The 21,582-nt window shown below is 62.2% G+C and carries 18 protein-coding genes; 8 read left to right on the top strand and 10 right to left on the bottom strand.

Annotation, left to right across the window (positions count from 1 at the left end; genetic code table 11):
* Window position 1: 1 nt before the first annotated feature.
* Genes JJJ17_RS16465 through JJJ17_RS16455 form a run of 3 tightly spaced genes read left to right on the top strand, consistent with a single transcriptional unit; the run spans window position 2 to window position 3,643 of the window.
* Window positions 2-1,246, top strand: coding sequence for a sugar ABC transporter permease (locus JJJ17_RS16465; protein WP_200688329.1), 1,245 nt, complete (start codon window positions 2-4; stop codon window positions 1,244-1,246).
* 16 nt (window positions 1,247-1,262) lie between these two features.
* On the top strand, window positions 1,263-1,991 hold the full coding sequence (locus tag JJJ17_RS16460) for an SDR family oxidoreductase (protein ID WP_200688327.1): 729 nt from the start codon (window positions 1,263-1,265) through the stop codon (window positions 1,989-1,991).
* A gap of 17 nt (window positions 1,992-2,008) precedes the next feature.
* A complete protein-coding gene (locus JJJ17_RS16455; protein WP_200688325.1) occupies window positions 2,009-3,643 on the top strand; it encodes an FGGY-family carbohydrate kinase in 1,635 nt (544 codons plus the stop codon).
* Window positions 3,644-3,658: 15 nt separating this feature from the next.
* On the opposite strand, the gene JJJ17_RS16450 is transcribed toward JJJ17_RS16455, so the two are convergent.
* From JJJ17_RS16450 to JJJ17_RS16420, 7 genes are all read right to left on the bottom strand, one after another.
* Window positions 3,659-4,750, bottom strand: a complete 1,092-nt coding sequence (locus JJJ17_RS16450) for an alpha/beta hydrolase (protein ID WP_200688323.1) — start codon at window positions 4,748-4,750, stop codon at window positions 3,659-3,661.
* Window positions 4,751-4,854: 104 nt separating this feature from the next.
* Window positions 4,855-5,985, bottom strand: a complete 1,131-nt coding sequence (locus tag JJJ17_RS16445; protein WP_200688322.1) for a Gfo/Idh/MocA family protein — start codon at window positions 5,983-5,985, stop codon at window positions 4,855-4,857.
* A 1-nt stretch (window position 5,986) separates the two neighbouring features.
* Window positions 5,987-6,739, bottom strand: coding sequence for a sugar phosphate isomerase/epimerase family protein (locus JJJ17_RS16440; protein WP_200688321.1), 753 nt, complete (start codon window positions 6,737-6,739; stop codon window positions 5,987-5,989).
* 10 nt (window positions 6,740-6,749) lie between these two features.
* Complete coding sequence (locus JJJ17_RS16435; protein WP_200688320.1) at window positions 6,750-7,820, bottom strand: ABC transporter ATP-binding protein; 1,071 nt, start codon at window positions 7,818-7,820, stop codon at window positions 6,750-6,752.
* Window positions 7,821-7,823: 3 nt separating this feature from the next.
* A complete protein-coding gene (locus tag JJJ17_RS16430) occupies window positions 7,824-8,720 on the bottom strand; it encodes a carbohydrate ABC transporter permease (protein WP_325168829.1) in 897 nt (298 codons plus the stop codon).
* The gene (locus tag JJJ17_RS16425; RefSeq protein ID WP_200688319.1) at window positions 8,713-9,615 is read right to left on the bottom strand and encodes a carbohydrate ABC transporter permease; all 903 of its coding nucleotides are present in this window, start codon (window positions 9,613-9,615) and stop codon (window positions 8,713-8,715) included. The genes JJJ17_RS16430 and JJJ17_RS16425 overlap by 8 nt, the downstream gene beginning before the upstream one ends.
* Window positions 9,616-9,672: 57 nt before the next feature.
* Window positions 9,673-10,899: an ABC transporter substrate-binding protein gene (locus JJJ17_RS16420; RefSeq protein ID WP_200688318.1), complete on the bottom strand. Its 1,227-nt coding sequence runs from the start codon at window positions 10,897-10,899 to the stop codon at window positions 9,673-9,675.
* Window positions 10,900-11,227: 328 nt separating this feature from the next.
* Between JJJ17_RS16420 and JJJ17_RS16415 the strand changes: the two genes are divergently transcribed.
* Together JJJ17_RS16415 and katG are read left to right on the top strand one after the other, a co-directional pair.
* A complete protein-coding gene (locus JJJ17_RS16415) occupies window positions 11,228-12,271 on the top strand; it encodes a LacI family DNA-binding transcriptional regulator (RefSeq protein ID WP_200688316.1) in 1,044 nt (347 codons plus the stop codon).
* Between the two features lie 149 nt (window positions 12,272-12,420).
* Complete coding sequence (gene katG / locus JJJ17_RS16410) at window positions 12,421-14,595, top strand: catalase/peroxidase HPI (protein WP_200688314.1); 2,175 nt, start codon at window positions 12,421-12,423, stop codon at window positions 14,593-14,595.
* Between the two features lie 202 nt (window positions 14,596-14,797).
* Here katG and JJJ17_RS16405 read toward each other — a convergent pair whose 3' ends face one another.
* Window positions 14,798-15,739, bottom strand: coding sequence for a DMT family transporter (locus JJJ17_RS16405; RefSeq protein WP_200688312.1), 942 nt, complete (start codon window positions 15,737-15,739; stop codon window positions 14,798-14,800).
* A gap of 132 nt (window positions 15,740-15,871) precedes the next feature.
* On the opposite strand from JJJ17_RS16405, the gene JJJ17_RS16400 reads away from it, so the two are divergent.
* From JJJ17_RS16400 to JJJ17_RS16390, 3 genes are read left to right on the top strand one after another with little or no spacing between them, the layout of a single operon-like run.
* Entirely contained in the window at window positions 15,872-16,840 is a 969-nt protein-coding gene (locus JJJ17_RS16400; protein WP_200688310.1) for a TRAP transporter substrate-binding protein, read from the top strand.
* A 2-nt stretch (window positions 16,841-16,842) separates the two neighbouring features.
* Window positions 16,843-17,340 carry a TRAP transporter small permease gene (locus JJJ17_RS16395; protein WP_325168828.1) on the top strand — a complete coding sequence of 166 codons (498 nt, stop codon included), beginning with the start codon at window positions 16,843-16,845 and terminating at the stop codon, window positions 17,338-17,340.
* Window positions 17,333-18,622 (top strand): TRAP transporter large permease, encoded by a 1,290-nt coding sequence (locus tag JJJ17_RS16390; RefSeq protein WP_200688308.1) that lies wholly within the window; start codon window positions 17,333-17,335, stop codon window positions 18,620-18,622. The genes JJJ17_RS16395 and JJJ17_RS16390 overlap by 8 nt, the downstream gene beginning before the upstream one ends.
* Window positions 18,623-18,654: 32 nt before the next feature.
* On the opposite strand, the gene cysN is transcribed toward JJJ17_RS16390, so the two are convergent.
* Both cysN and cysD read right to left on the bottom strand, forming a co-directional pair.
* Window positions 18,655-20,562: a sulfate adenylyltransferase subunit CysN gene (cysN, locus tag JJJ17_RS16385; RefSeq protein ID WP_200688306.1), complete on the bottom strand. Its 1,908-nt coding sequence runs from the start codon at window positions 20,560-20,562 to the stop codon at window positions 18,655-18,657.
* A 48-nt stretch (window positions 20,563-20,610) separates the two neighbouring features.
* On the bottom strand, window positions 20,611-21,534 hold the full coding sequence (cysD, locus tag JJJ17_RS16380; protein WP_267911154.1) for a sulfate adenylyltransferase subunit CysD: 924 nt from the start codon (window positions 21,532-21,534) through the stop codon (window positions 20,611-20,613).
* Window positions 21,535-21,582: the final 48 nt, after the last annotated feature.

The raw sequence follows: 21,582 nt of genomic DNA, 5'->3' as shown, positions 1-21,582 counted from the left end.
GATGAGCGATACCGGAAACAAAGCCGCGCTGGACCGCTCGGACAGCCGCGTTCGCCATGACGAAGGGATCGGCGGCGCGATCCGGGCCTTTATCGACCGCGTTCGTTCCGGCGATCTGGGCATGTTGCCGGTCGCCGTCGGGCTGGTGTTGATTGCAACCGTCTTCTGGTCGCTGAACCCGATCTTTCTGGCGCCGAACAACCTTGTGAACCTGCTTTTCGATGCCGCCGCCGTCGGTTGTATCTCGCTGGGCATCGTCTGTGTGCTGATGCTGGGCGAGATTGACCTGTCCGTCGGCTCGATGAGCGGGGTCGCCTCGGCGCTGATCGGGGTGATCTGGGTCAAGCTGGGCTTTCCGCTGCCGGTCGCCATTCTGGCAGCGCTGTCGATGGGCGCCCTGATGGGCATGGTTTATGCGTTGCTGCTGACCCGCTTCGGGATGCCAAGTTTTGTGTCCACCCTTGCCGGTCTGCTGGCGCTTCTGGGGATGCAGCTTTACCTGCTGGGCTCGACCGGCTCGATCAACCTGCCCTATGCGTCGCCCTTGGTGAAATTCGGGCAGATCATGATGATGCCCGCATGGCTCAGCTATCTGCTGGCGATCCTGCCGGGTGCGGCGATGGTCTGGTTCGGCCTTGACCGCATGCGCCGCCGCGCGGCAGCGAACCTGTCCAATCCCGGTCTTTCGGTGCTGTTGGCGAAGGCCATCATCCTGACCGTCGCGCTGTTGGCCGTGGTCTGGTATCTCAGCCAAGGGCGCGGGATCCCCTATATGTTCGGGCTGTTCGTCGCCCTAGTCGTCATCATGAACTATGCCCTGACCCGCACCAAATGGGGCCGCGCGATGTTCGCTGTCGGCGGCAATCGCGAAGCGGCGCGCCGTTCGGGGATCAATGTCAACCGGATCCGCGTCTCGGCCTTCATGGTCTGCTCGACCCTCGCCGCACTGGGCGGCGTGTTGGCCGCGTCGCGTCTGGCATCGTCCAGCCAACAGGCGGGAACCGGAGACGTGAACCTGAACGCAATCGCCGCCGCCGTGATTGGGGGAACCTCGCTTTTCGGGGGGCGTGGATCGGCATGGTCGGCACTGCTGGGGATTCTGGTCATTCAGGCGATCTCGAACGGGCTGACGCTGCTGAACCTCAGCTCGTCGCTGCGCTACATGATTACCGGCGCGGTTCTGGCAATCGCCGTCATCGTCGACTCGTTGGCACGTCAATCACGTGCAAGCCACGGCCGCGCGTAAGTCAAAAGGAAAACTCATGGCACATCAACTGAAGGGCAAGGTCGCGGCGATTACCGGAGCCGCGTCGGGGATCGGTCTGGCCTGCGCCCGCGCGCTGCTGGACGAGGGCGCGACCGTGGTGCTGATCGACCGGGCCGAGGATCGGCTGAACCAGCTTTGCGCCGAACTTGGCCCGAACGCCAAGCCGCTGGTCGCGGATCTGCTGGACGGTCCGCAGGTCGATGGGATCGCCGCAAGGATCGAGGATATTGCAGGGCCGGTGGATATTTTCCACGCCAATGCCGGTGCCTATATCGGCGGCCCGGCAGCCGAGGGCGACCCGGATGCATGGGACCGGATGCTGAACCTCAACATCAACGCGGCCTTTCGCAGCGTCCGCGCCGTTCTGCCCGGCATGATCGAGCGCAAGACCGGCGATATCATCTTCACCTCTTCCGTTGCGGGGGTGGTGCCGGTGGTGTGGGAGCCGATCTATACGGCCTCGAAATTCGCGGTTCAGGCTTTCCTGCACGCGACACGGCGGCAGGTTTCGCAACACGGCATCCGCATGGGCGCAGTTCTGCCCGGCCCGGTGGTGACGGCGCTGCTGGATGACTGGCCCAAGGCGAAGATGGAGGAAGCGCTGGCAAACGGTTCGCTGATGCAGCCCGAGGAAGTGTCGGCTGCGGTGCTGTTCATGCTGACCCGGCCCCGGAATGTGGTGATCCGCGATCTGGTGATCCTGCCGAACAGCGTTGATCTGTAAATTTGACGGGCGAGAACATGAGTGAAGAACCGAACGCGACCACAGACAGGACCGGCCCGTTTTTCCTTGGGATCGATGTCGGGACCGGCTCGGCGCGGGCGGGGCTTTTCGATGCTGCGGGGATGATGCTGGCCTCTGCCAAGCGCGATATCCTCATGTGGCGCGAGCATGGCGAGATCGCGGAGCAATCAAGCGACGATATCTGGACCGCGATCTGTGCATCCGTCCGCGAGACGATTGCCAGCGCAGGCGTCGATGCGACCGCGGTGCAGGGCATCGGCTTTGATGCCACCTGCTCGCTGGTGGTGCTGGGCGAGGGTGGCGTACCGTTAAGCGTCAGCCACTCGGGCGATCCGCAGCGCAATATCATCGTCTGGATGGATCACCGCGCTGTCGATCAGGCGACACGCATCAACGCGACCAACCATCCGGTGCTGCAATATGTGGGCGGTGTCATCTCGCCCGAGATGGAGACGCCGAAAATCCTGTGGCTGAAGGAAAAGCTGCCGGATACCTATGCCCGGACATGGCAGTTCATGGATCTGGCGGATTTCCTTGGCTGGAAGGCCACCGGCGATCTGACCCGCTCAAGCTGCACGGTGACCTGCAAATGGACCTATCTGGCGCATGAGGATCGGTGGGACCCGGATTATTTCCGCACCATCGGCCTGAACGAGCTTGCCGATGAGGATTTCCGCCGCATCGGCCAGAAAATCGTCGCCCCCGGTACGCCTTTGGGCAACGGCCTGACCGAAACGGCAGCGGCCGAGTTGGGACTGTCCCCCGGCATCCCGGTCGCGGCGGGGCTGATTGACGCGCATGCAGGCGGGATCGGCACGGTCGGGGCCGAAGGGACGCCGCAAAGCAATCTGGGCTATGTTTTCGGCACCTCGTCCTGCACGATGACCACCACTTCCGATCCGGTCTTCGTGCCGGGTGTCTGGGGGCCGTATTTTCAGGCGATGGTTCCCGGCATGTGGCTGAACGAAGGCGGCCAATCCGCCGCCGGGGCCGCAATCGAGCAATTGCTGCTGTTCCACCCCGCCGCATCCGAGGCCGAGGCCATCGCTGCATCCGAAGGCAAACCCCTGCCCGTCTGGCTGGCGGAACGCGCCGCCGAAAAGATCGCCAGCCACTCGGACGCAGTTGAACTGGCACGCGGTCTGCATGTGGTGCCGGAATTTCTGGGCAACCGCGCGCCCTTTGCCGATCCCCATGCCCGCGCGATTATCGCCGGTTTGGGCATGGATCGTGACGTGAACGGCCTTGTCGCGCTATATATCGCGGGTCTTTGCGGCATCGCCTATGGGCTGCGCCAGATCATCGAGACGCAGGACAAGGCCGGCGCGCCGATTGACCGGATCATGATCTCGGGCGGTGCAGGGCAGCAGGATATCGTGCGGCAATTGCTGGCGGACGGCACCGGCAAGCCGGTCGTGGCCAGCGTTGCCGAGGAACCCGTTCTGCTTGGCTCTGCCATTCTTGGCGCCGTTGCTGCGGGTCGGTTTGCCGATATGCCGCAGGCGATGGCCGCAATGTCCAGCGTGTCGCATGAATATCGGCCCGACCGGGGCGAGAGGTCCAAACTGCACGAGGCGCGCTATCGCACCTTCACCGCCTTGCAACAGGTGGCACGCGAAGGTCGCGGCTAGATAGCCATACCGCCCTCAATCGGCCAGCACATTGCCGATGCTGTCAAAGGTCATCCCGACCGAGTCAAAGATGAACGCCCCCGCGCGCCGGATGCCGGTGCCGGGGGTTGCGCCTTGCGTGGCCTCAAGCTGCGGATAAAGGCTGATCAGGTCGATGTAGCGGTCATGTGCGAATTGATCGGGCTGGATGCTGGAAATGTCGATGACCCGCATGCCCGAATGTTCCATCGCGCGGCGGATCTGCGGGTTGCGGATATCGATCGACCCGACCCGCTGCCGCCCCGACGACACCCGCGCCGAGATCGCCAGCGCCTTGTCATCCGAGGCGACAAGCACGGTGATCGGCTCTTGCATCGGGCCGATGACGCGGGCCTGTTCGCGGAAGGTGTCGATATCGATATCGGGCGCGGCCAGCACCACGTCCAACCGCGCAAGAACATCGTCGCGGCCCTGCAACCGCAATTGCCGCAAAGCCTCCATCGTCAGCCGCGCGCCCATGCTATGCGCCAGAATGGCGACACGCCCATTCGCGCTGCGCTGTCGCGCCAGTTCCGTCAGCAGATCGGTCAGCGCATCGCGCGAATAATCCACGCCGTCGCGGTCGGCCAGATAGGCGGCGGTGCTGCCTTCGGACGGCCATGAGAACAGAATCGGGCTGGCGGTCAGGTGGCTGTCGGCGCCCATCTGCGCGGTGCGAAACAGCGCTTCCTGAAAGCTGTGGTTATAGCCGTGAACGAAGACCCCGGCATCCTTGCCCCGCAAAGCGTCGGCAAAGGCCGCGGGCGACATGATCTGCTGCCGCAGGGTGACGAAATCCGTCTGCGGGTCCGGGGGACCATCCGGCCATTCGATCTTGCCCGGTTGATGGCCCGGAGGCACGGAAATCTGAAACGCGGCATAACTGAGCCCCTCGGCGCGTCCGGCACCGAAAGCATAGGGCCGATCGGCCAGACGTTGCCGCGTCGTCGCGGCATAGATCTGCACCAGTTTGGCATCTGCGGGCGGCTGGACCGCGACCGGGGCAAGCGTCTCGATCGGGGGCCGGGCAGAGCAGGCCGCAAGCGCAAGGCAAAGCAGCGTCGGGATCAGGATTTGTCGCGCGAACACGGGTTTTCTCGCATGATTTCTGCATGATGGCCGGAGACTTGCGGCAGATTGGCCGCAAATCGCCGGACAAATCCAGTCATGACCCTGCGTAAAGGATGTTCGTGTCAGGCCAACAGGGCCTGCGCGATCTCTGGCCCAACGGGTTCTGGCCGTGTGCAGGTTGTTTTCAAGGTGATCCATTCCCCTGTTTCACCGGCGCGCAGGATTGCGGTCATCACCTCGATCACATGCAGCGCACGGGTCTGGTCGCAGGCGAAGTCGCCGCCCTCGCGGATGGCGCGGGCCATGTCGGCAAGGCCGACGCTGCGGTAATTGGCAAGATGCTGGTCGCCATGCTGCTGGTTCGGGATGCCGAAAGGGTGATCCCATGCGGCGACCGGGTCCAGCGTGCCGCCGCGTTTTGCCATCTCCAGCCTGCCGCCGAAGAAGTTCGGATCGGGGATGATCAGGCTGCCCTCGCCGCCATAGATCTCGATATTGCCGTGGCGGTGGCCGTGGACATCCCAGGACGCGCCCAGCGTGACCATCGCGCCCGAAGCAAACTGCATCAGCGCATGGATCGTCGTCGGGGTCTTCACCGGGATACGTTCCCCGGCGCGCGGCTCGGAGGTGATCAGGCGTTCCTCGCTGGCCTTGCCGGTCAGGGCGGTCACCCGCGCCACCGGGCCCAGCAGGTTGACGAAGGCGGCGATGTAATAGGGGCCAAGATCAAGGATCGGGCCGCCGCCCGGCAGGAAGAAGAAATCGGGGTTCGGGTGCCAATGCTCCATCCCTGCCGACATGACATGGGCGGTGGCGCTGTGGACGGTGCCGATCTCGCCCTCGTCGATCAGCGCACGGGCCTGCTGATGCACGCCGCCCATGAAGGTGTCGGGGGCCGATCCGACGCGCAGACCCTGATCCGCCGCGATCCGGGCCAGCTCCTGCCCTTCTTCCAGCGTCAGCACGAAGGGCTTTTCGGAATAGACATGCTTGCCCGCCAGCAACGCCGCCTTCGCCACCGCAAAATGCGCGGCGGGGATGGTCAGGTTGACGATCAGGTCGATCTTGGGGTCGGCCAGCATCGCATCCGAGGTCAGCGCGGTGACGCCATAGGTCTGGGCCGCCGCCGCAGCAGCAGCCGCGTTCAGATCGGCAACGGCGGTGATGCGAAGGCCGCGGAACAGCAGTGACAGCTCGAAATAGGTTTTCGAGATATTGCCCGCGCCGATGATGCCAATATTCAGATCGCTCATCTTAGCCTTCCTGTGTCGCATGCAGCGCCACGCCTGCCTTGGCAAAGCGTTCGTCGTCCGAGGGATTGTCATGTTCCATCACCAGCACCTTGGCGCGGGTGCCGCGCAGCGCCTCGTAAAGCGCGGCCCAGTCCATCGTGCCGGTGCCGGGATCGGACCAGCCGTCCTCGTCCAGCTTTTCACCACTGGGCGCGATGTCCTTCACATGCGCGGCGGTGATGCGGTCCGCGTAACGGGCCAGCCAGTCAAAGGGATCGCCGCCGCCGCGAACGATCCATGCGATATCGGCCTCCCATTCCAGATCGGGGCCGCCTTCAAGGATCGCCTGCATCGGAATGGTGCCATCGTCTTCAGCGACGAATTCGAAGTCATGATTGTGCCAGCCAAAGCCCAACCCCGCCTTGCGCAAGGGCGCACCGGCACGGTCCAGCCGCGCACCGAATGCGCGCCAGCCATCACCGCCGGTCGGGCGCTGATCGGCGGCGATATGGGGCACGTAAAGCGTCCCGATCCCCAGCCTGCCCGCCAGATGAATGAACCTGTCGGGATCGGCTTCCAGATCGGTCAGATTGACATGGGTGCTGGGCAGCGCCAGCCCGCTGGAGGTGACCGCCTGCACCAGCGCCTCGGGATCGTTCAGCAGGCCGCCATAGGCCTCGACCGCCTCGTAACCAAGCGCGGCAAGCATCGCGCAGGTCTGTTGCACATCGTTGAAGTTGCGGGAGGAATAAAGCTGATAAGAGAGAACGGGCATGGTATTTCCTTCAAAGCCGAAGTTCGGTTCGGGGGTCGAAAAGCGACGCACGGGTCATGTCGAAACGAAGGCCCAGCGTGGTGCCGATGACATGGCGACGCTCATCGGGGGCGCGGATCGCGAAGCGCTGACCATCGAGCCGCAGATAGGTCACGCTTTCCGCGCCCATATGCTCTTGCAGCTCGACCTGCGCCTCCAGATCGGGCTGATCGCTTAGCGTCACATGCTCGGGCCGGATGCCAAGGATAGCCGGGCCGTCGCTCAGATCGCCGTCATATCCGGCAAGCGAGACCCCGCGGCCATTGAAGCGGAAGCTATCGCCGGCGATCTCTCCCTTCAGGAAGTTCATCGACGGCGAGCCGATGAAGCCCGCGACGTAAAGATTGACCGGCTTGCGGTAGATCTCGTCGGGCGAGGCGAATTGCTGGATCACCCCGTTGCGCAGCAGCGCGATCCGGTCGGCAAGGGTCATCGCCTCGATCTGGTCATGGGTGACATAGACCATGGTATTGCCCAGCGTCTCGTGCAGGCGCTTGATCTCGACCCGCAATTCGGCGCGCAGCTTGGCGTCGAGGTTCGACAGCGGTTCATCGAACAGGAACACATCCACATCGCGGACCAGCGCCCGACCAATCGCCACGCGCTGCCGTTGCCCGCCCGACAAGGCGGCGGGCTTGCGGTCCAGATAATCGCCGATCTGCAGGATCTCGGCGGCGCGGGCAATGCGGCTGGCGATCTCCTGTCGCGGCAGGCGGGCATTCTTCAGCCCGAAGGCCAGATTGCCGCGCACGCTCATCTGCGGGTAAAGTGCGTAGGATTGAAACACCATGCCAATGCCGCGATCCTTGGGTTCCTCCCACGTCACGTTGCGGCCATTGATGAAGATCTGCCCGTCCGAGATATCCAGCAGCCCGGCGATACAGTTCAGGATCGTGGATTTGCCCGAGCCTGACCCGCCCAGCAGGACGACGAACTCGCCCGGCATGATCTGCATGTTCACGTCTTCCAGCACCTGCACGGCGCCGAATGACAGTTGCAGATTGTGGATCGCCAGTGACGGCTGTGAGGTTGCTTCTGTCATGGATTATCCTTTCACCGCGCCTGCGGCGATGCCGCGCACGAAAAGCCTTCCCGAGACGAAATAGATCACCAGCGGCACCAGCCCGGTCAGGATCGTCGCGGCCATGTTGACGTTGTATTCCTTGACCCCGGTGGTGGTGTTGACGATGTTGTTCAACTGCACGGTCATCGGATAGTATTGCGGGCGGGTATAGACCACGCCGAACAGGAAATCGTTCCAGATTCCCGTGACTTGCAGGATCACCGCCACCACGAAGATCGGCAGCGACAAAGGCAGCATGATACGGAAATAGATGCCCCAGAAGCCGGTGCCATCGACGCGGGCCGCCTTGAACAGCTCATCCGGCAGGGTGGCGAAATAGTTGCGAAACAGCAGCGTCAGGATCGGCATGCCGAAGACGGTATGGACCAGCACCAGCCCGGTCAGCGATCCGTAAAGGCCCAGTTCCCGCAGCAAGATCACCATCGGATAGAGCATCACCTGATAGGGGATGAACGCGCCGATCATCAGGATGGCGAAGAACAGCTCCGCCCCCTTGAAGCGCCAGTTGGCCAGCGCGTAGCCGTTGATCGAGGCGATCAGGATCGAGACGATCACCGAGGGCACGGTGATCCTGACCGAGTTCCAGAAGCCACGCTGCAACCCGTCACAGTTCAGCCCGGTACAGGCTTCGGACCAGGCTTTCACCCAGGGCTCGAAGGTGATCTCGACCGGCGGGGCGAAGATATTGCCCATCCGGATCTCGGGCAGGCCCTTCAGCGAGGTCACCACCATCACGTAAAGCGGGATCAGGTAATAGAGCGCCACCACGATCAGCGTGCCGTAGATCATGATGTTGCGGCCAGAGATCGCGCGGCGGGGTTTCGGCCCGCGCGGGCCGTCCAGGGTCAGGTCAACCACGTTTACGCCCTCCGAATTCCAGATAGGCCCAGGGGATGATGATGATCGCCACGGTGATCAGCATCATCGTCGAGGCCGCGAAGCCCTGCCCGAGGTTCTGGTTCAGAAACATCTGGTCATAGACATATTTCGCGGGCACCTCGGACGAGACGCCGGGGCCGCCATTGGTCTGGGCCACAACGAGGTCATAAACCTTGACGATGCCTGCGGTGACGATGACCAGCGTTGTGACCATCACCGGCCGCAGCATCGGCACGACCACGAACAGATAGGTCTTCCATGTCGGGATGCCGTCGATCCGGGTCGCCTTCCAGATTTCGTCATCGATCCCGCGCAGGCCTGCCAGCAGCAGCACCATGACAAAGCCGGTCCCCTGCCACAAAGCCGCGATGACCACGCCGAACATGACGATGCGGCTGTTGTTCAGCGGATCGAAGGCAAAACTTTCCCAGCCAAAGCCGCGCATCACCGATTGGATGCCCAGATCGGGGTTCAGCAGCCATTGCCAGACGACGCCGGTGACCACGAAGCTCAGCGCGAATGGATATAGCAGGATGGTCCGAAAGACGCCTTCGAAGCGGATTTTCTGATCCATCAGGCAGGCCAGAACGAAGCCGATCACGAACGAAAATACCAGCATGCAGATCCCGAAGATCAGCAGGTTCTGGATCGAAATCAGCCACTTCGTATTGCTCCACAGTCGTTCATACTGCATCAGCCCGACGAAATCCTGACGCGGCAGCAGGCCGGATTTGGTGAAGGAATAAACCACCGTCCACAGCGAGAAGCCGACAAAGATCACCAGCGCCGTCAGGATCATCGGAATTGCGGCGATCTTGGCGTTCAGATTCCGAAACAGCCGGAACGGTCGCCCCGAGACGTTTGATTGTGCCATGAGATTTTACCGATTGGGTGACAGGCGCAGGCGGCGCGGGCCGCCTGCGATACCGGATCAGCTATCGTATTCGAGAATATCGATGAAGCTGGCCTTGACGTCATCGACGCTCATGCCCGGTTCGTTGAAGAACTGCACCATCAGATCGGCAAGCTGGTTGCCCGCGTCGGGCGACAGCATCTGATCGATCCCCGCAACCACGGTGCCATTGGCCAGAATGTCCAACCCCTTGCGCATGCATTCATTCGCCGCGTCCAGATTGACATCGCCGCGTACCGGCATCGAGCCTTTCTTCAGGTTGAACGCCACCTGCGCCTCGGGCGAGATCATCACCCGGGCAAGCTCTTCCTGCGCGGCGGTCACTTCGGGATCGTCGATCGCCGGGAAATAGAAGGCGTCGCCGCCGGTCGAGACGATGTCGGCCAGACCAAGACCCGGCAGGCAGGTGTAATCCTCGCCCGCGACCTGCTCGGCGATGGCGAATTCGCCCTGCGCCCAGTCACCCATGATCTGCCCACCGGCCTGACCATTGATGACTTGCGTGGTCGCCTGATTCCATTCCTGCACATTCGATCCGGCAGTCATCTCACGCGCGGTCGCCAGTGCGGCAAAGGCCTTTTCCATCTCGGGACCGTTGACGACATCCGCATCCTTGTCACCGAAGACCTTGCCATAGGCCTCAGGCCCCGCGACCGAGGCAACAATCGTCTGGAATGCCAACGAGGCCTGCCACGGCTGCCGCCCGATCACCAGCGGCTGAATGCCAGCCTCGCGCAAGGCCGGACCAGCGGCAACGAATTCATCCCAGTTGTTAGGCACCGCGACCCCCGCCGTCTCGAACGCATCGTTCGACAGCCACAGCCACAGTTGAGAGTGGATATTCACCGGCACGCAGTAAATCTCTCCGTCGATCTCGCAGCTTTCGAGGATCGAGGCGGGATGGACGATATCGCGCCAGCCATCCGCCGAGGCAACGCTTTCCAGCGACCGCATCAGACCGGCCTCGACCAGTTCCTGCGCCTGTTGGCCGTGATTGAACTGCGTCGCGGCCATCGGATCGCCGCCGGTGATCCGGCTGACCATGACCGGACGCGCCACGCCGCCCGAACCTGCAATCGCACCATCGACCCATTTGTTGCCGGTGGCATCGAAGGCCTTGGCAAATTCCGCCACAGCCGCCGCCTCGCTGCCCGAGGTCCACCAATGCGTGACCTCAAGATCCTCCGCATAGGCCGCGCAGCCGATCATGGCGGTCGTTGCAGCCAGAATGACCCGTCTCTTCATGTCTCCCCCCCTTGAATCTGTCCTGTCGAATCAGATGATGGTGTATCGTTAACGCAAACGCAGCTTGTGACAATCTTTTTTTGCGTTAAACTGGCGGCTATGGCTGCGCTATATACCTATTAACAAAGTGTTTTTTGCCTTGCTCGAAATGAGAATGGATGAAGTTTATCGTTATACCTCTAAGGGTTATGAAAACGATTGCATGATTTTGGCGGGAATGCGCCCGAGCGATGAAAAAAGGAGCGGGATCGATGCTGAATGACCCTTGGAAGGGGCGGATACGGGATGAAAGCCTGCTCACCGCCGAATCGCCTGCGGTGGATCGCGCATGAAACGTTCATCCGCAGAAGGCGCCCCGGTCACACTGAAAACCATCGCGGCAGAGCTTGGCGTTTCGGTGACGACCGTCGCGCGGGCATTGAAGGACGGCGACCGGATCAGCCCCGAAACAATCCGTCAGGTCCGCGAAACCGCCGAGCGTCTGGGCTATGTCCGCAACCTTGAGGGCGCAAAGCTGCGGACCGGCAAGTCGCTGGTTCTGATGGCGCTGCTGGATTTCACCGAAGAGGAAGAGATCGGCGATTCCGGTGCGGTGCGGCTGCTGAACGGCTTTCACAAGACGCTTGCGGGCACCGATTTCGCCCTGCGCGCGGTGCCGGCTCTGCTGGGCGAACAACCCTTCGACCGCCTGCGCGACGTGGTTCGCGGCAGGCAGGCCGACGGCGTCATCATGGATCTGACCCGGCCTCAGGATGAGCGGGTGAAATATCTGCTAGAAGTGGGCTTTCCGTTCGTCACCTATGGCCGGACCGAGCTTTTCTCGGAGCATCCGTGGTTCGACATCGACAATGAATATGCCGCCTGGCAGGGCACCGATGCGCTGTTGCGCGACGGTTGCCGCCGGATCGCCCTGATCGATGGCGACATGCGCTACACCTATGTCCGCCAGCGCCTGCGTGGCTATCTGCGGGCTCTGCGCGAACACGGGATCGAGCCTGATCCGGCCTTGCAGCATCACGCGCTTCTGGCCGCCGATGTCGCCCGCGCGGCGGCGGGACCAATGCTGGACCGGGGCGCGGATGGCTTTGTCTGCCTGAACGAAGTGACCTTCCTTGGCGCGCGGGCGGGCGTTCGCGACCGGATCGGCGATGATGTCGGGCGGATCGGCTTCGCGCTGCGGTCGGGAACGCGGATCGGGAAATATGTCGCGACGCGGCTGCATGCATCGCATGTCTCGAACGTGGAATCGGGGCGCGTGCTGGCAACGCTGCTGCTCAAACGGATCGCCGGAGCCGATGTGAAAGAGTGTCAGCAACTGGCAAGGCCAACGCTGATCACGACCGAAAATGGCGTATTGCTGCATGGCTCATAAGATCACCTTATCGCAATCAGAACCAAATCGAATTTTCCTTGATGGATTTGGCTGGTTAACCTTCCTGACAAGAGAGCCGCGAGGGTGACGACTCGCCGATCCCGGCTCATGATGAAACCATACCTACGCAGCGGGATACGGAGGCAAAAATGGACGGAAACGACATTCCAGCGGGCGGCAAATGCCCGGTCATGCATGGCGGCATGACCTCGACGCAGAATTCGGTGACAAGCTGGTGGCCGAACGCGCTTAATCTGGACATCCTGCATCAGCAGGACACCAAGACGAAACCTTTCGGCCCGGATTACGATTATCGCGAAGAGCTGAAGAAACTGGATGTCGAGGCGCTGAAGAACGATCTGCGCGCGCTGATGAACGACAGCCAGGATTGGTGGCCCGCCGACTGGGGCAGCTATGTCGGCATGTTCGCACGGGTGGCGTGGCATGCGGCAGGTTCCTACCGTCTGGCTGATGGCCGTGGCGGGGCTGGCACCGGCAATCAGCGCTTCGCGCCGCTGAATTCATGGCCCGACAACGCCAATACCGACAAGGGCCGCCGCCTGCTGTGGCCGATCAAGAAGAAATACGGCAACAAGGTGTCGTGGGCCGATCTGATGATCCTTGCCGGGACCATTGCCTATGAGGTCGCAGGGCTGAAGACCTTTGGCTTCGGCTTTGGCCGCGAGGATATCTGGCACCCCGAGAAAGACATCTACTGGGGCGCGGAAAAGGAATGGCTGGCGCCGTCCGACAGCCGTTACGGCGATGTCGCCGATCCGGCGACGATGGAAAATCCGCTGGCCGCCGTGCAGATGGGTCTGATCTACGTCAACCCGGAAGGCGTGAACGGACAGCCCGATCCGCTGAAGACCGCCGCCCAAATCCGCGAGACATTCGCGCGCATGGCGATGAATGACGAAGAAACCGCGGCGCTGACGGCGGGCGGCCATACCATCGGCAAATCGCACGGGAATGGCAGCGCGGATAATCTCAGCGCAGCGCCGGAAGGCGCGGATGTCGAGTTTCAGGGCATCGGCTGGCTGAACACCAACGGGCGCGGCATCGGTCGCGATCAGGTGGTTTCGGGCATCGAGGGTGCGTGGACAAAGAACCCGACCCAGTGGGATATGGGCTGGTTCGAAATGCTATTCGGCTATGACTGGGAGCTGAAGAAAAGCCCCGCCGGCGCATTCCAATGGGAGCCAATTGGCCTGCGCCCGGAGGACATGCCTGCCGACGTCGAGGACGCCTCGATCCGCACCGTGCCGATCATGACCGACGCCGATATGGCGATGAAGATGGACCCGGCCTATAACGCCATTTGCCAGCGCTTCATGGCAGATCCGGCCTATTTCTCGGAAACCTTCGCGCGCGGCTGGTTCAAGCTGACCCACCGGGATATGGGACCGAAAGCCCGCTATATCGGCCCGGACGTTCCCGCCGAGGATCTGATCTGGCAAGACCCGGTTCCCGCAGGCCCGACCCATTACGACATCGGCGGGCTGAAATCGAAGATCGCGGCCTCGGGGTTGTCTGTCTCTGATCTGGTCTCGACAGCGTGGGACAGTGCCCGGACCTATCGCGGCTCGGATATGCGGGGCGGTGCCAATGGCGCGCGGATCCGGCTGGCGCCGCAGAAAGACTGGGACGGCAACGAGCCCGAGCGGTTGGCGCGGGTGCTGGCAGTGCTGGAGCCTTTGGCAGCTGAGGCTGGGGCAAGCGTCGCGGATACCATTGTTTTGGCGGGGAATGTTGGTGTTGAACTGGCGGCGAAGGCTGCGGGGCATGACATCGCCGTTCCGTTCACGCCGGGGCGGGGCGATGCCACGGATGCGCAGACCGATGCAGAAAGCTTCGATGCGCTGGAGCCTGTCCATGACGGTTACCGCAACTGGCTGAAGCAGGATTATGCCGTCCCGGCCGAGGAATTGCTGCTGGATCGCACCCAGCTTCTGGGGCTGACCGCGCATGAGATGGTGGTGCTGCTGGGCGGGATGCGCGCGCTTGGGACCAATCACGGCGGCACGAAACACGGCGTCTTCACCGACCGCGAAGGGCAGTTGACGACGGATTTCTTCAGCAATCTCACCGACATGGTCTATACATGGCATCCGGTCGGGAATGGCCTCTATGAAATCCGCGACCGGCGGACCGGCGCGGTGAGATGGACCGCAAGCCGGGTCGATCTGGTCATCGGGTCGAACTCGATCCTGCGGGCCTATGCCGAAATCTATGCACAGGATGACGGGACCGAGCCGTTCCTGAAAGCCTTCACTGCCGCTTGGGCGAAGGTGATGGACGCGGATCGTTTCGACGTGAAGTGACGTTAACATCCGTTGCGCAACACCGGCGAGCATTGCTTTTCGGTATTTGTGCAACGGAGAAATCACGGGGCTGGCTTGGGGCCAGCAAATGCTGGGGTTTCTGCTGCACAAGGCGTGCACCGCGCGTACACAGATCGTGCACAGCCTGTACACAGCTTGCGAACGCTGTACGGAAAAGCGGGGGTGGAAACACCCCCGTTTCTTAACCTTGCGGGGTCATCGCCTTTCGCTGGCGTGCCCGCTCGATCCCCAGTTTCCGCTCTCTCCAGATGATCAGGATGCCGGCGAAGATCACTAGTGAGCCGCCCGCGATCACCACTATCGACGGCGGTTCGGCAAAGACGAACCAGCCGATCAGGATGGCGAGGATCATCGAGACGTAATCAAAAGGCGCGACCAGCGAGGCATCGGCATAGCGATAGGCCGTCGTCATCAGGATCTGCGCCACCCCGCCAAGCAAACCTGCCGTGATCAGCAGCACGGCAGTTGTCAGATCCGGCATCACCCAGCCAAAGGGCAGCGTCGCCAGGCCAAGGATGGTCGAGGTCACCGAGAACCAGAAAACGATGGCCGAGGTCCGCTCATCCTTGACCAGCTTGCGGACGAAAATCTGCGCCAGCGCCGCGAAGACCGCGCCGCCGAACGCGATGATCCCGCCCAGCATGCGGATCGCATCCGCTTCGGCCCCCGGTCGAAGCTGCGGCGACAGAACGATCAGCACGCCGCCAAGCCCCATGGCGACGGTCCCCAGCCGGAAGAGGCCGACATTCTCGCCCAGAAACATCGCGGCGAAGATCACCACCAGAAGGGGCGCGGCATAGCCGATTGCGGTCACTTCGGGGAAGGGCAGCAGTGCCAGCGCCCAGAAGCCTAGCGCCATGGCCATCGTGCCGACGATGCCGCGATAAAAGTGGCCCATGGGACGGAAGGTCTTCAGGCCGACGCCAATCTCGCGCCGCCAGATCAACCAGATCAGGATCACCGGGATCGCGAAAAGCGAGCGGAAGAAGACCTGCTGGCCGGGCGGCACCGGCTGCGGCCCCTCGGTCGTGGATTTCAGGATTGCGGCCATCAGCGTGAACAGCGTGACGCTGATACATTTCAGCAGGATGCCCCGCATCGGGCTTGGATTGGTGGGCGGCATTGCAGGGACGATCCTTGATCTGCCGCGCCACGACTCTGCCCGGCCGGTAAGCTTTTGCATGATCTGCAAGGGATTGCAAAAGGCATAGTTTCTGTCGCTTAATCCCCCCAACCATTGGGGAGAGGACCAACAATGAAGCATGTCTGTGCTGCGGCGCTGATAAGTGCCGCCTTTGCCGTGCCCGCAGCGGCGCAAGAGATCAAGATCGGCTATGCGCTGGCCGAGGACAGCCATTACGGCGCGGGCGCGAAGGCGTTCGAGGAATCGCTGAAGGAAAGCTTAGGCGATCAGTTCACCTTCCGCCATTTCCCCTCGTCCGGGCTTGGCGGCGAGCGTGAGGTGATCGAGGGGGTGCAGCTTGGCACGGTCGAAATGACCATCGTTTCCAGCGGCACCCTGTCGAATTTCGTGCCCGAGGCCGGGGTCTTCGATGTGCCGTTCCTGATGCGTAATCTGGATCATGCCCGCGCCGTTCTGGATGGCGAGATCGGGCAGGAAATGCTGGCGAAATTCGACGATGTCGGCATGCACGCGCTGGCATGGGGCGAACAGGGCTTCCGCCACATCACCAACAATCGCGGCCCAATCGAGACCCCCGCCGATACCGAGGGGCTGAAGATCCGCACGATGGAAAACCCGGTCCATCTTGAGGCGTTCAACGCGCTTGGTGCAGCCCCCACGCCGATGGCATGGCCCGAGGTGATCGGCGCGCTGGAACAGGGCGCCATCGACGGGCAGGAAAACCCGCTTTCGGTGATCGTTTCGGCCAAGCTGAACGAGGTGCAGAAATATCTGACGCTGGACGGGCATGTCTATTCGCCCGCGATCATCCTGATCTCGCCGCAGTTCTGGGGTAATCTGGATGACAGCCAGAAGGCGGCCTTCGATGAGGCGGCCAAAGCCTCGGTCGCGGCGATGCGCGGTTATGTCGATGAGGTCGAAGCATCGGGCGTGGCCACCTTGCGCGACGCCGGGATGGAGGTGAACGAGCTGACCGACGAGCAGAAAGCGGTTTTCCGCGATGCGCTGGCCGAGCCTTACAAATCCTATGAGGCGCAGTTCGGCAAAGAGCTGATGGACCGCATTCAGGCCGTCGAATAGGCATGTTGCGCCAGATCGAGCGCGGCTTCGTCACCGCGAACGGGGCGATCCTTGTCATCGGGCTGATGGTGATGTGCGTCACCGTCGGCTGGAACGTGGCCGGACGCTATGTCACCGGCAATTCGCTGAGCTGGGCGGATGAGGTGTCGCGCTATTCGATGATCTGGCTGACATTCCTTGGCAGCGGCCTTGCGCTGCGCGAGGGCGCCCATGCCGCCATCACCAACGCACAGGACGCGCTGCCCACATCGGGGCAGCGCGCGATGCGGGCGCTGATCCTGATCATCATGTTCGCCTTTTTCGGTTTCATGGTCTGGGTCGGCCTCGACTATATGAACCGGACGGCGTTTCAGAAGTCGGCGGCTTTGCGGGTGCCGATGAAATGGGTTTATGCGGCGATGCCTGTGGGCTTTGCGCTGATGATCGTTCATCTGGCGCTGATCGCGCCGAAATACTGGCGCGCAGGCCAGCAGCAATCCGACGAGGCCGCCATTGGTTGAGATCCTGATCGTCGCTTTCCTGATCCTGATGGTTCTGGGGGTGCCCATTGCTTTCGCGATGGCGATGGCTGCCTTTGCCGCGGTCAGCCTGTCGGGGCGTTATCCGATGGTCGTGGTGGTGAAAGAGATGTTCACCGGCCTTGACAGCTTTCCGCTGCTGGCCGTGCCCTTCTTCATTCTTGCCGCCGAGATCATGTCCACCGGGGCGATTTCGCGGATGCTTTTGCGCTTTGCCTCGCAATTCGTGGGGCATCTGCGCGGCGGGCTTGGCTATGCCAATATCCTGACCGGGACGATGTTTGCGGGGATTTCCGGCTCGGCGCTGGCCTCGGCTGCGGGGCCGGGCGCGATGATGGCGCGGATGATGGAGCGGAGCGGCTATTCCAAAGCCTATGCCGGGGCGCTGACCATTTCCGTCGCGGTGATCGATCCGATCATTCCGCCCTCGATCACGATGATCATCTATGCGTTGCAGGACCGGAACGTCTCGGTCGGGTCGCTGTTCATGGCGGGAATCCTGCCGGGGCTTCTGATCGCGGTGCTGTTGGCCGGGGTCAACTGGCATATCAGCCGCAAACGGGGCTATCGCAGCCTTGAGCCGGCTCCGCCCGCTTCGCAGATGCTGAAGAACACGCTGACCGCATTGCCCGCGCTGCTGTTGATCGTGCTGATCGTCGGCGGCATCCGGGGCGGTTATTTCACCCCGACCGAGGCGTCGGTGGTCGCGGTCTTCTATGCGATCATCGTCAGCGCCTTCATCTATCGCGGCTTCACGCTGCAGGATCTGTGGGGGGCGTTCCTGCGCTCGGCGATCATGTCGGTGGCGGTCTTGATGATCCTTGCCGCGGCGCGGGCATTCGCGTGGATCCTGATCATCGAGGGGGTGCCGCAATCGCTGGCCAATGCGGTCATCGCGATGGACCTGTCACCGATTGCGTTCCTGCTGATGGTGAACCTGCTGCTGCTGGTCTTCGGGATGTTCATGGACCCGCTGCCGGGGGTGATGATCCTTGTCCCGATCCTTGCGCCGATCGCCTACAAGCTGGGTATCGCGCCGGATCATTTCGCGATCGTGGTGATCGTGAACCTGACCTTCGGGCTGATGACGCCGCCGGTCGGGGCGCTCATCTTCGTGGTCTCTTCGGCGACAAAGCAGAGGCCGTCGGCGCTGATCAAGGAACTGCCGCCGTTCTTTCTGGCGGCGATGGTGGCGCTGCTTGTGCTGACCTTCGTGCCATGGCTGTCCACATGGCTGCCGCAGATCAGCGGCTTCGCAAAGTGAAACGGCAGGCCCTTGGGCCTGCCGCGTCAAGATCAGGGGATCAGCCGGGCGATGATCAGATCGGCGGCTTCGTCCGGGGTAAGTTGCGTCGTGTCGATGCGCAACTCGGCCGAGTTTGGCACCTCGTAGGGTGAATCGATGCCGGTGAAGTTCTTCAACTGGCCCGAGCGCGCCTTGGCGTAGAGACCCTTCACATCGCGACCCTCGGCCACTTCCAGCGGCGTATCGACAAAGACCTCGATGAATTCGCCGGGCTGCATCATGCTGCGGACCATGTCACGCTCGGCCCGGAAGGGCGAGATGAAGGCGGTGATCACGATCAGACCGGCATCGGTCATCAGCTTTGCCACCTCGCCCACGCGGCGGATATTTTCGACGCGGTCGGCCTCGGTGAAGCCCAGATCCTTATTCAGCCCGTGACGCACATTGTCGCCGTCCAGCAGGAAGGTATGGCGGTTCATCCGCGCCAGCTTCCGCTCGACGATATTGGCGATGGTGGACTTGCCCGAACCCGACAAGCCGGTCAGCCACAGCACTGCGGGCTTCTGGTTTTTCATCGAGGCGTGGTGGTCGCGGCTGATATCGGTCGCCTGCCAATGGATGTTCTGCGCCCGACGCAGCGCGAAATGGATCATCCCGGCGGCAACCGTCTGGTTGCTGATCTTGTCGATCAGGATGAAGCCGCCAAGGTCGCGGTTCTCGGCATAGGGGGCGAAGGCGATCTCGCGGTCGGTGGTGATATTGGCGATGCCAATCGCATTCAGATCCAGCGTCTTGGCCGCTAGATGCTCCTGCGTGTTGACGTTCACCTCGTATTTCGGGGCCTGCACCGTGGCCGAGATGGTCTGCGTTCCCATCTTCAGCCAGTAGGTCCGGCCCGGCAGCAATTCATGCTCGCTCATCCAGACCAGCGTGGTTTCAAACTGGTCGGCGACTTCCAGCGGCGATTGCGCGGCGACGATCACCTGACCGCGCGAACAGTCGATCTCATCGGCAAGGGTCAGCGTCACCGATTCACCGGCCACGGCCAGATCACGGTCGCCTTCAAGGCTGACGATCCGCGCAATGGTCGAGGTCTTGCCCGAGGGCAGCACCCGGACCTGATCGCCCGGACGAACCTGACCGCTGGCGACCAGACCGGCGAAGCCACGGAAATCCAGATTGGGGCGGTTCACCCACTGCACCGGCATACGGAACGGCGCTGATTGTTGGCTGCTATCCTCGACCTCGACGGTTTCAAGGAACGGCAGCAGCGCGGGGCCGTCATACCAAGGGGTGTTCTGGCTGGAGGCGGTGATGTTGTCGCCCTTGAAGCCCGAAATCGGGATCGCGGTGAAACTGTCGATGCCGATTTTCGCGGCGTAGTCGCGATATTCGGTGACGATCCGATCGAAGGTGGCCTGATCGTAGTCGACCAGATCCATCTTGTTCACCGCCAGCACGATATGGCGGATGCCCAGCAGTTGCACCAGATAGCTGTGGCGGCGGGTCTGCGTCAGCACGCCCTTGCGCGCATCGATCAGGATCACCGCCAGATCGGCGGTCGAGGCGCCGGTGACCATATTGCGGGTATATTGCTCGTGGCCGGGTGTGTCGGCGACGATGAACTTGCGCTTCTCGGTCGCGAAGAAGCGGTAGGCCACGTCGATGGTGATGCCCTGCTCCCGCTCGGCGGCCAGACCGTCCACCAGAAGGGCAAAGTCGATCTCTTGCCCCTGCGTGCCAACGCGCTTGCTGTCGGCTTCCAGCGCCGCAAGCTGATCCTCGAAGATCATCTTGCTGTCGTAAAGCAGCCGCCCGATCAGGGTCGATTTGCCATCATCAACCGAACCGCAGGTGATGAAGCGCAGCATGGATTTGTGCTGATGGGCCTCAAGATAGGCGTCGATATTCTCGGCGATGAGGGCGTCGGTCTTGTAGATGGGGTCTTGGGTGGTCATGGCATACCTGAATGAAATGGGGCTGCGGAAAGAAGGCGGCGAAAGGGCTTAGAAATAGCCTTCCTGCTTCTTCTTCTCCATCGACGCGGCCTGATCGTGGTCGATCGCCCGCCCCTGACGTTCCGATGTGGTGGTCAGCAGCATTTCCTGAATGATCTCGGGCAGGGTCGCGGCCTCGCTTTCGACCGCGCCGGTCAGCGGATAGCAGCCCAGCGTGCGGAACCGGATCGAGCGGGTCACCGGGGTTTCCCCCTCGCGCAGCGGAAAGCGATCGTCATCGACCATCAGAATCAGCCCGTCACGTTCCACTGTCGGGCGCGGGGCCGAGAAATACAGCGGCACGATCTCGATGCCCTCAAGGTGGATATATTGCCAGATGTCCAGCTCGGTCCAGTTCGAGATCGGGAAGACGCGGATGCTTTCCCCCTTGGCCTTGCGCGCATTGTAGAGCCGCCACAATTCCGGACGCTGGCTTTTCGGGTCCCAACGGTGATTGGCCGAGCGGAAGGAAAAGACACGCTCCTTGGCGCGGGATTTTTCCTCGTCGCGACGGGCGCCGCCGAAGGCCACGTCAAAGCCGTGCTTGTCCAGCGCCTGTTTCAGCCCCTCGGTCTTCCACATATCGGTATGCAACGAGCCGTGATCGAACGGGTTGATGCCACGCTCTTTCGCTTCGGGGTTCTGATAGACGATCAGGTCCATCCCGGCATCCTTGGCCGCCTTGTCGCGCAGCTTGTACATGTCCTGAAATTTCCACGTCGTATCGACATGCAGCAGCGGGAAGGGCGGGCGCGACGGGAAGAACGCCTTCTTCGCCAGATGCAGCATCACCGCGCTGTCCTTGCCCACCGAGTAAAGCATCACGGGATTTTCGGCTTCCATCGCGACTTCGCGCAGAATGTGGATGCTTTCGGCCTCAAGCCGCTGCAGGTGGGTCAGGTTTTTCATGATGCTGTCTTCGGTTCCGGTCAAAGCGTTATTGACCCGCGATCTAGTCGCGTTCAGAAAAGGATAAGCCCC

It is taken from the genome of Paracoccus caeni (genome assembly GCF_016629665.1).
Taxonomy (GTDB): domain Bacteria; phylum Pseudomonadota; class Alphaproteobacteria; order Rhodobacterales; family Rhodobacteraceae; genus Paracoccus; species Paracoccus caeni.
Note: the sequence above shows the minus strand (reverse complement) of the source record. Positions and strands in the feature narration are given on the sequence as shown.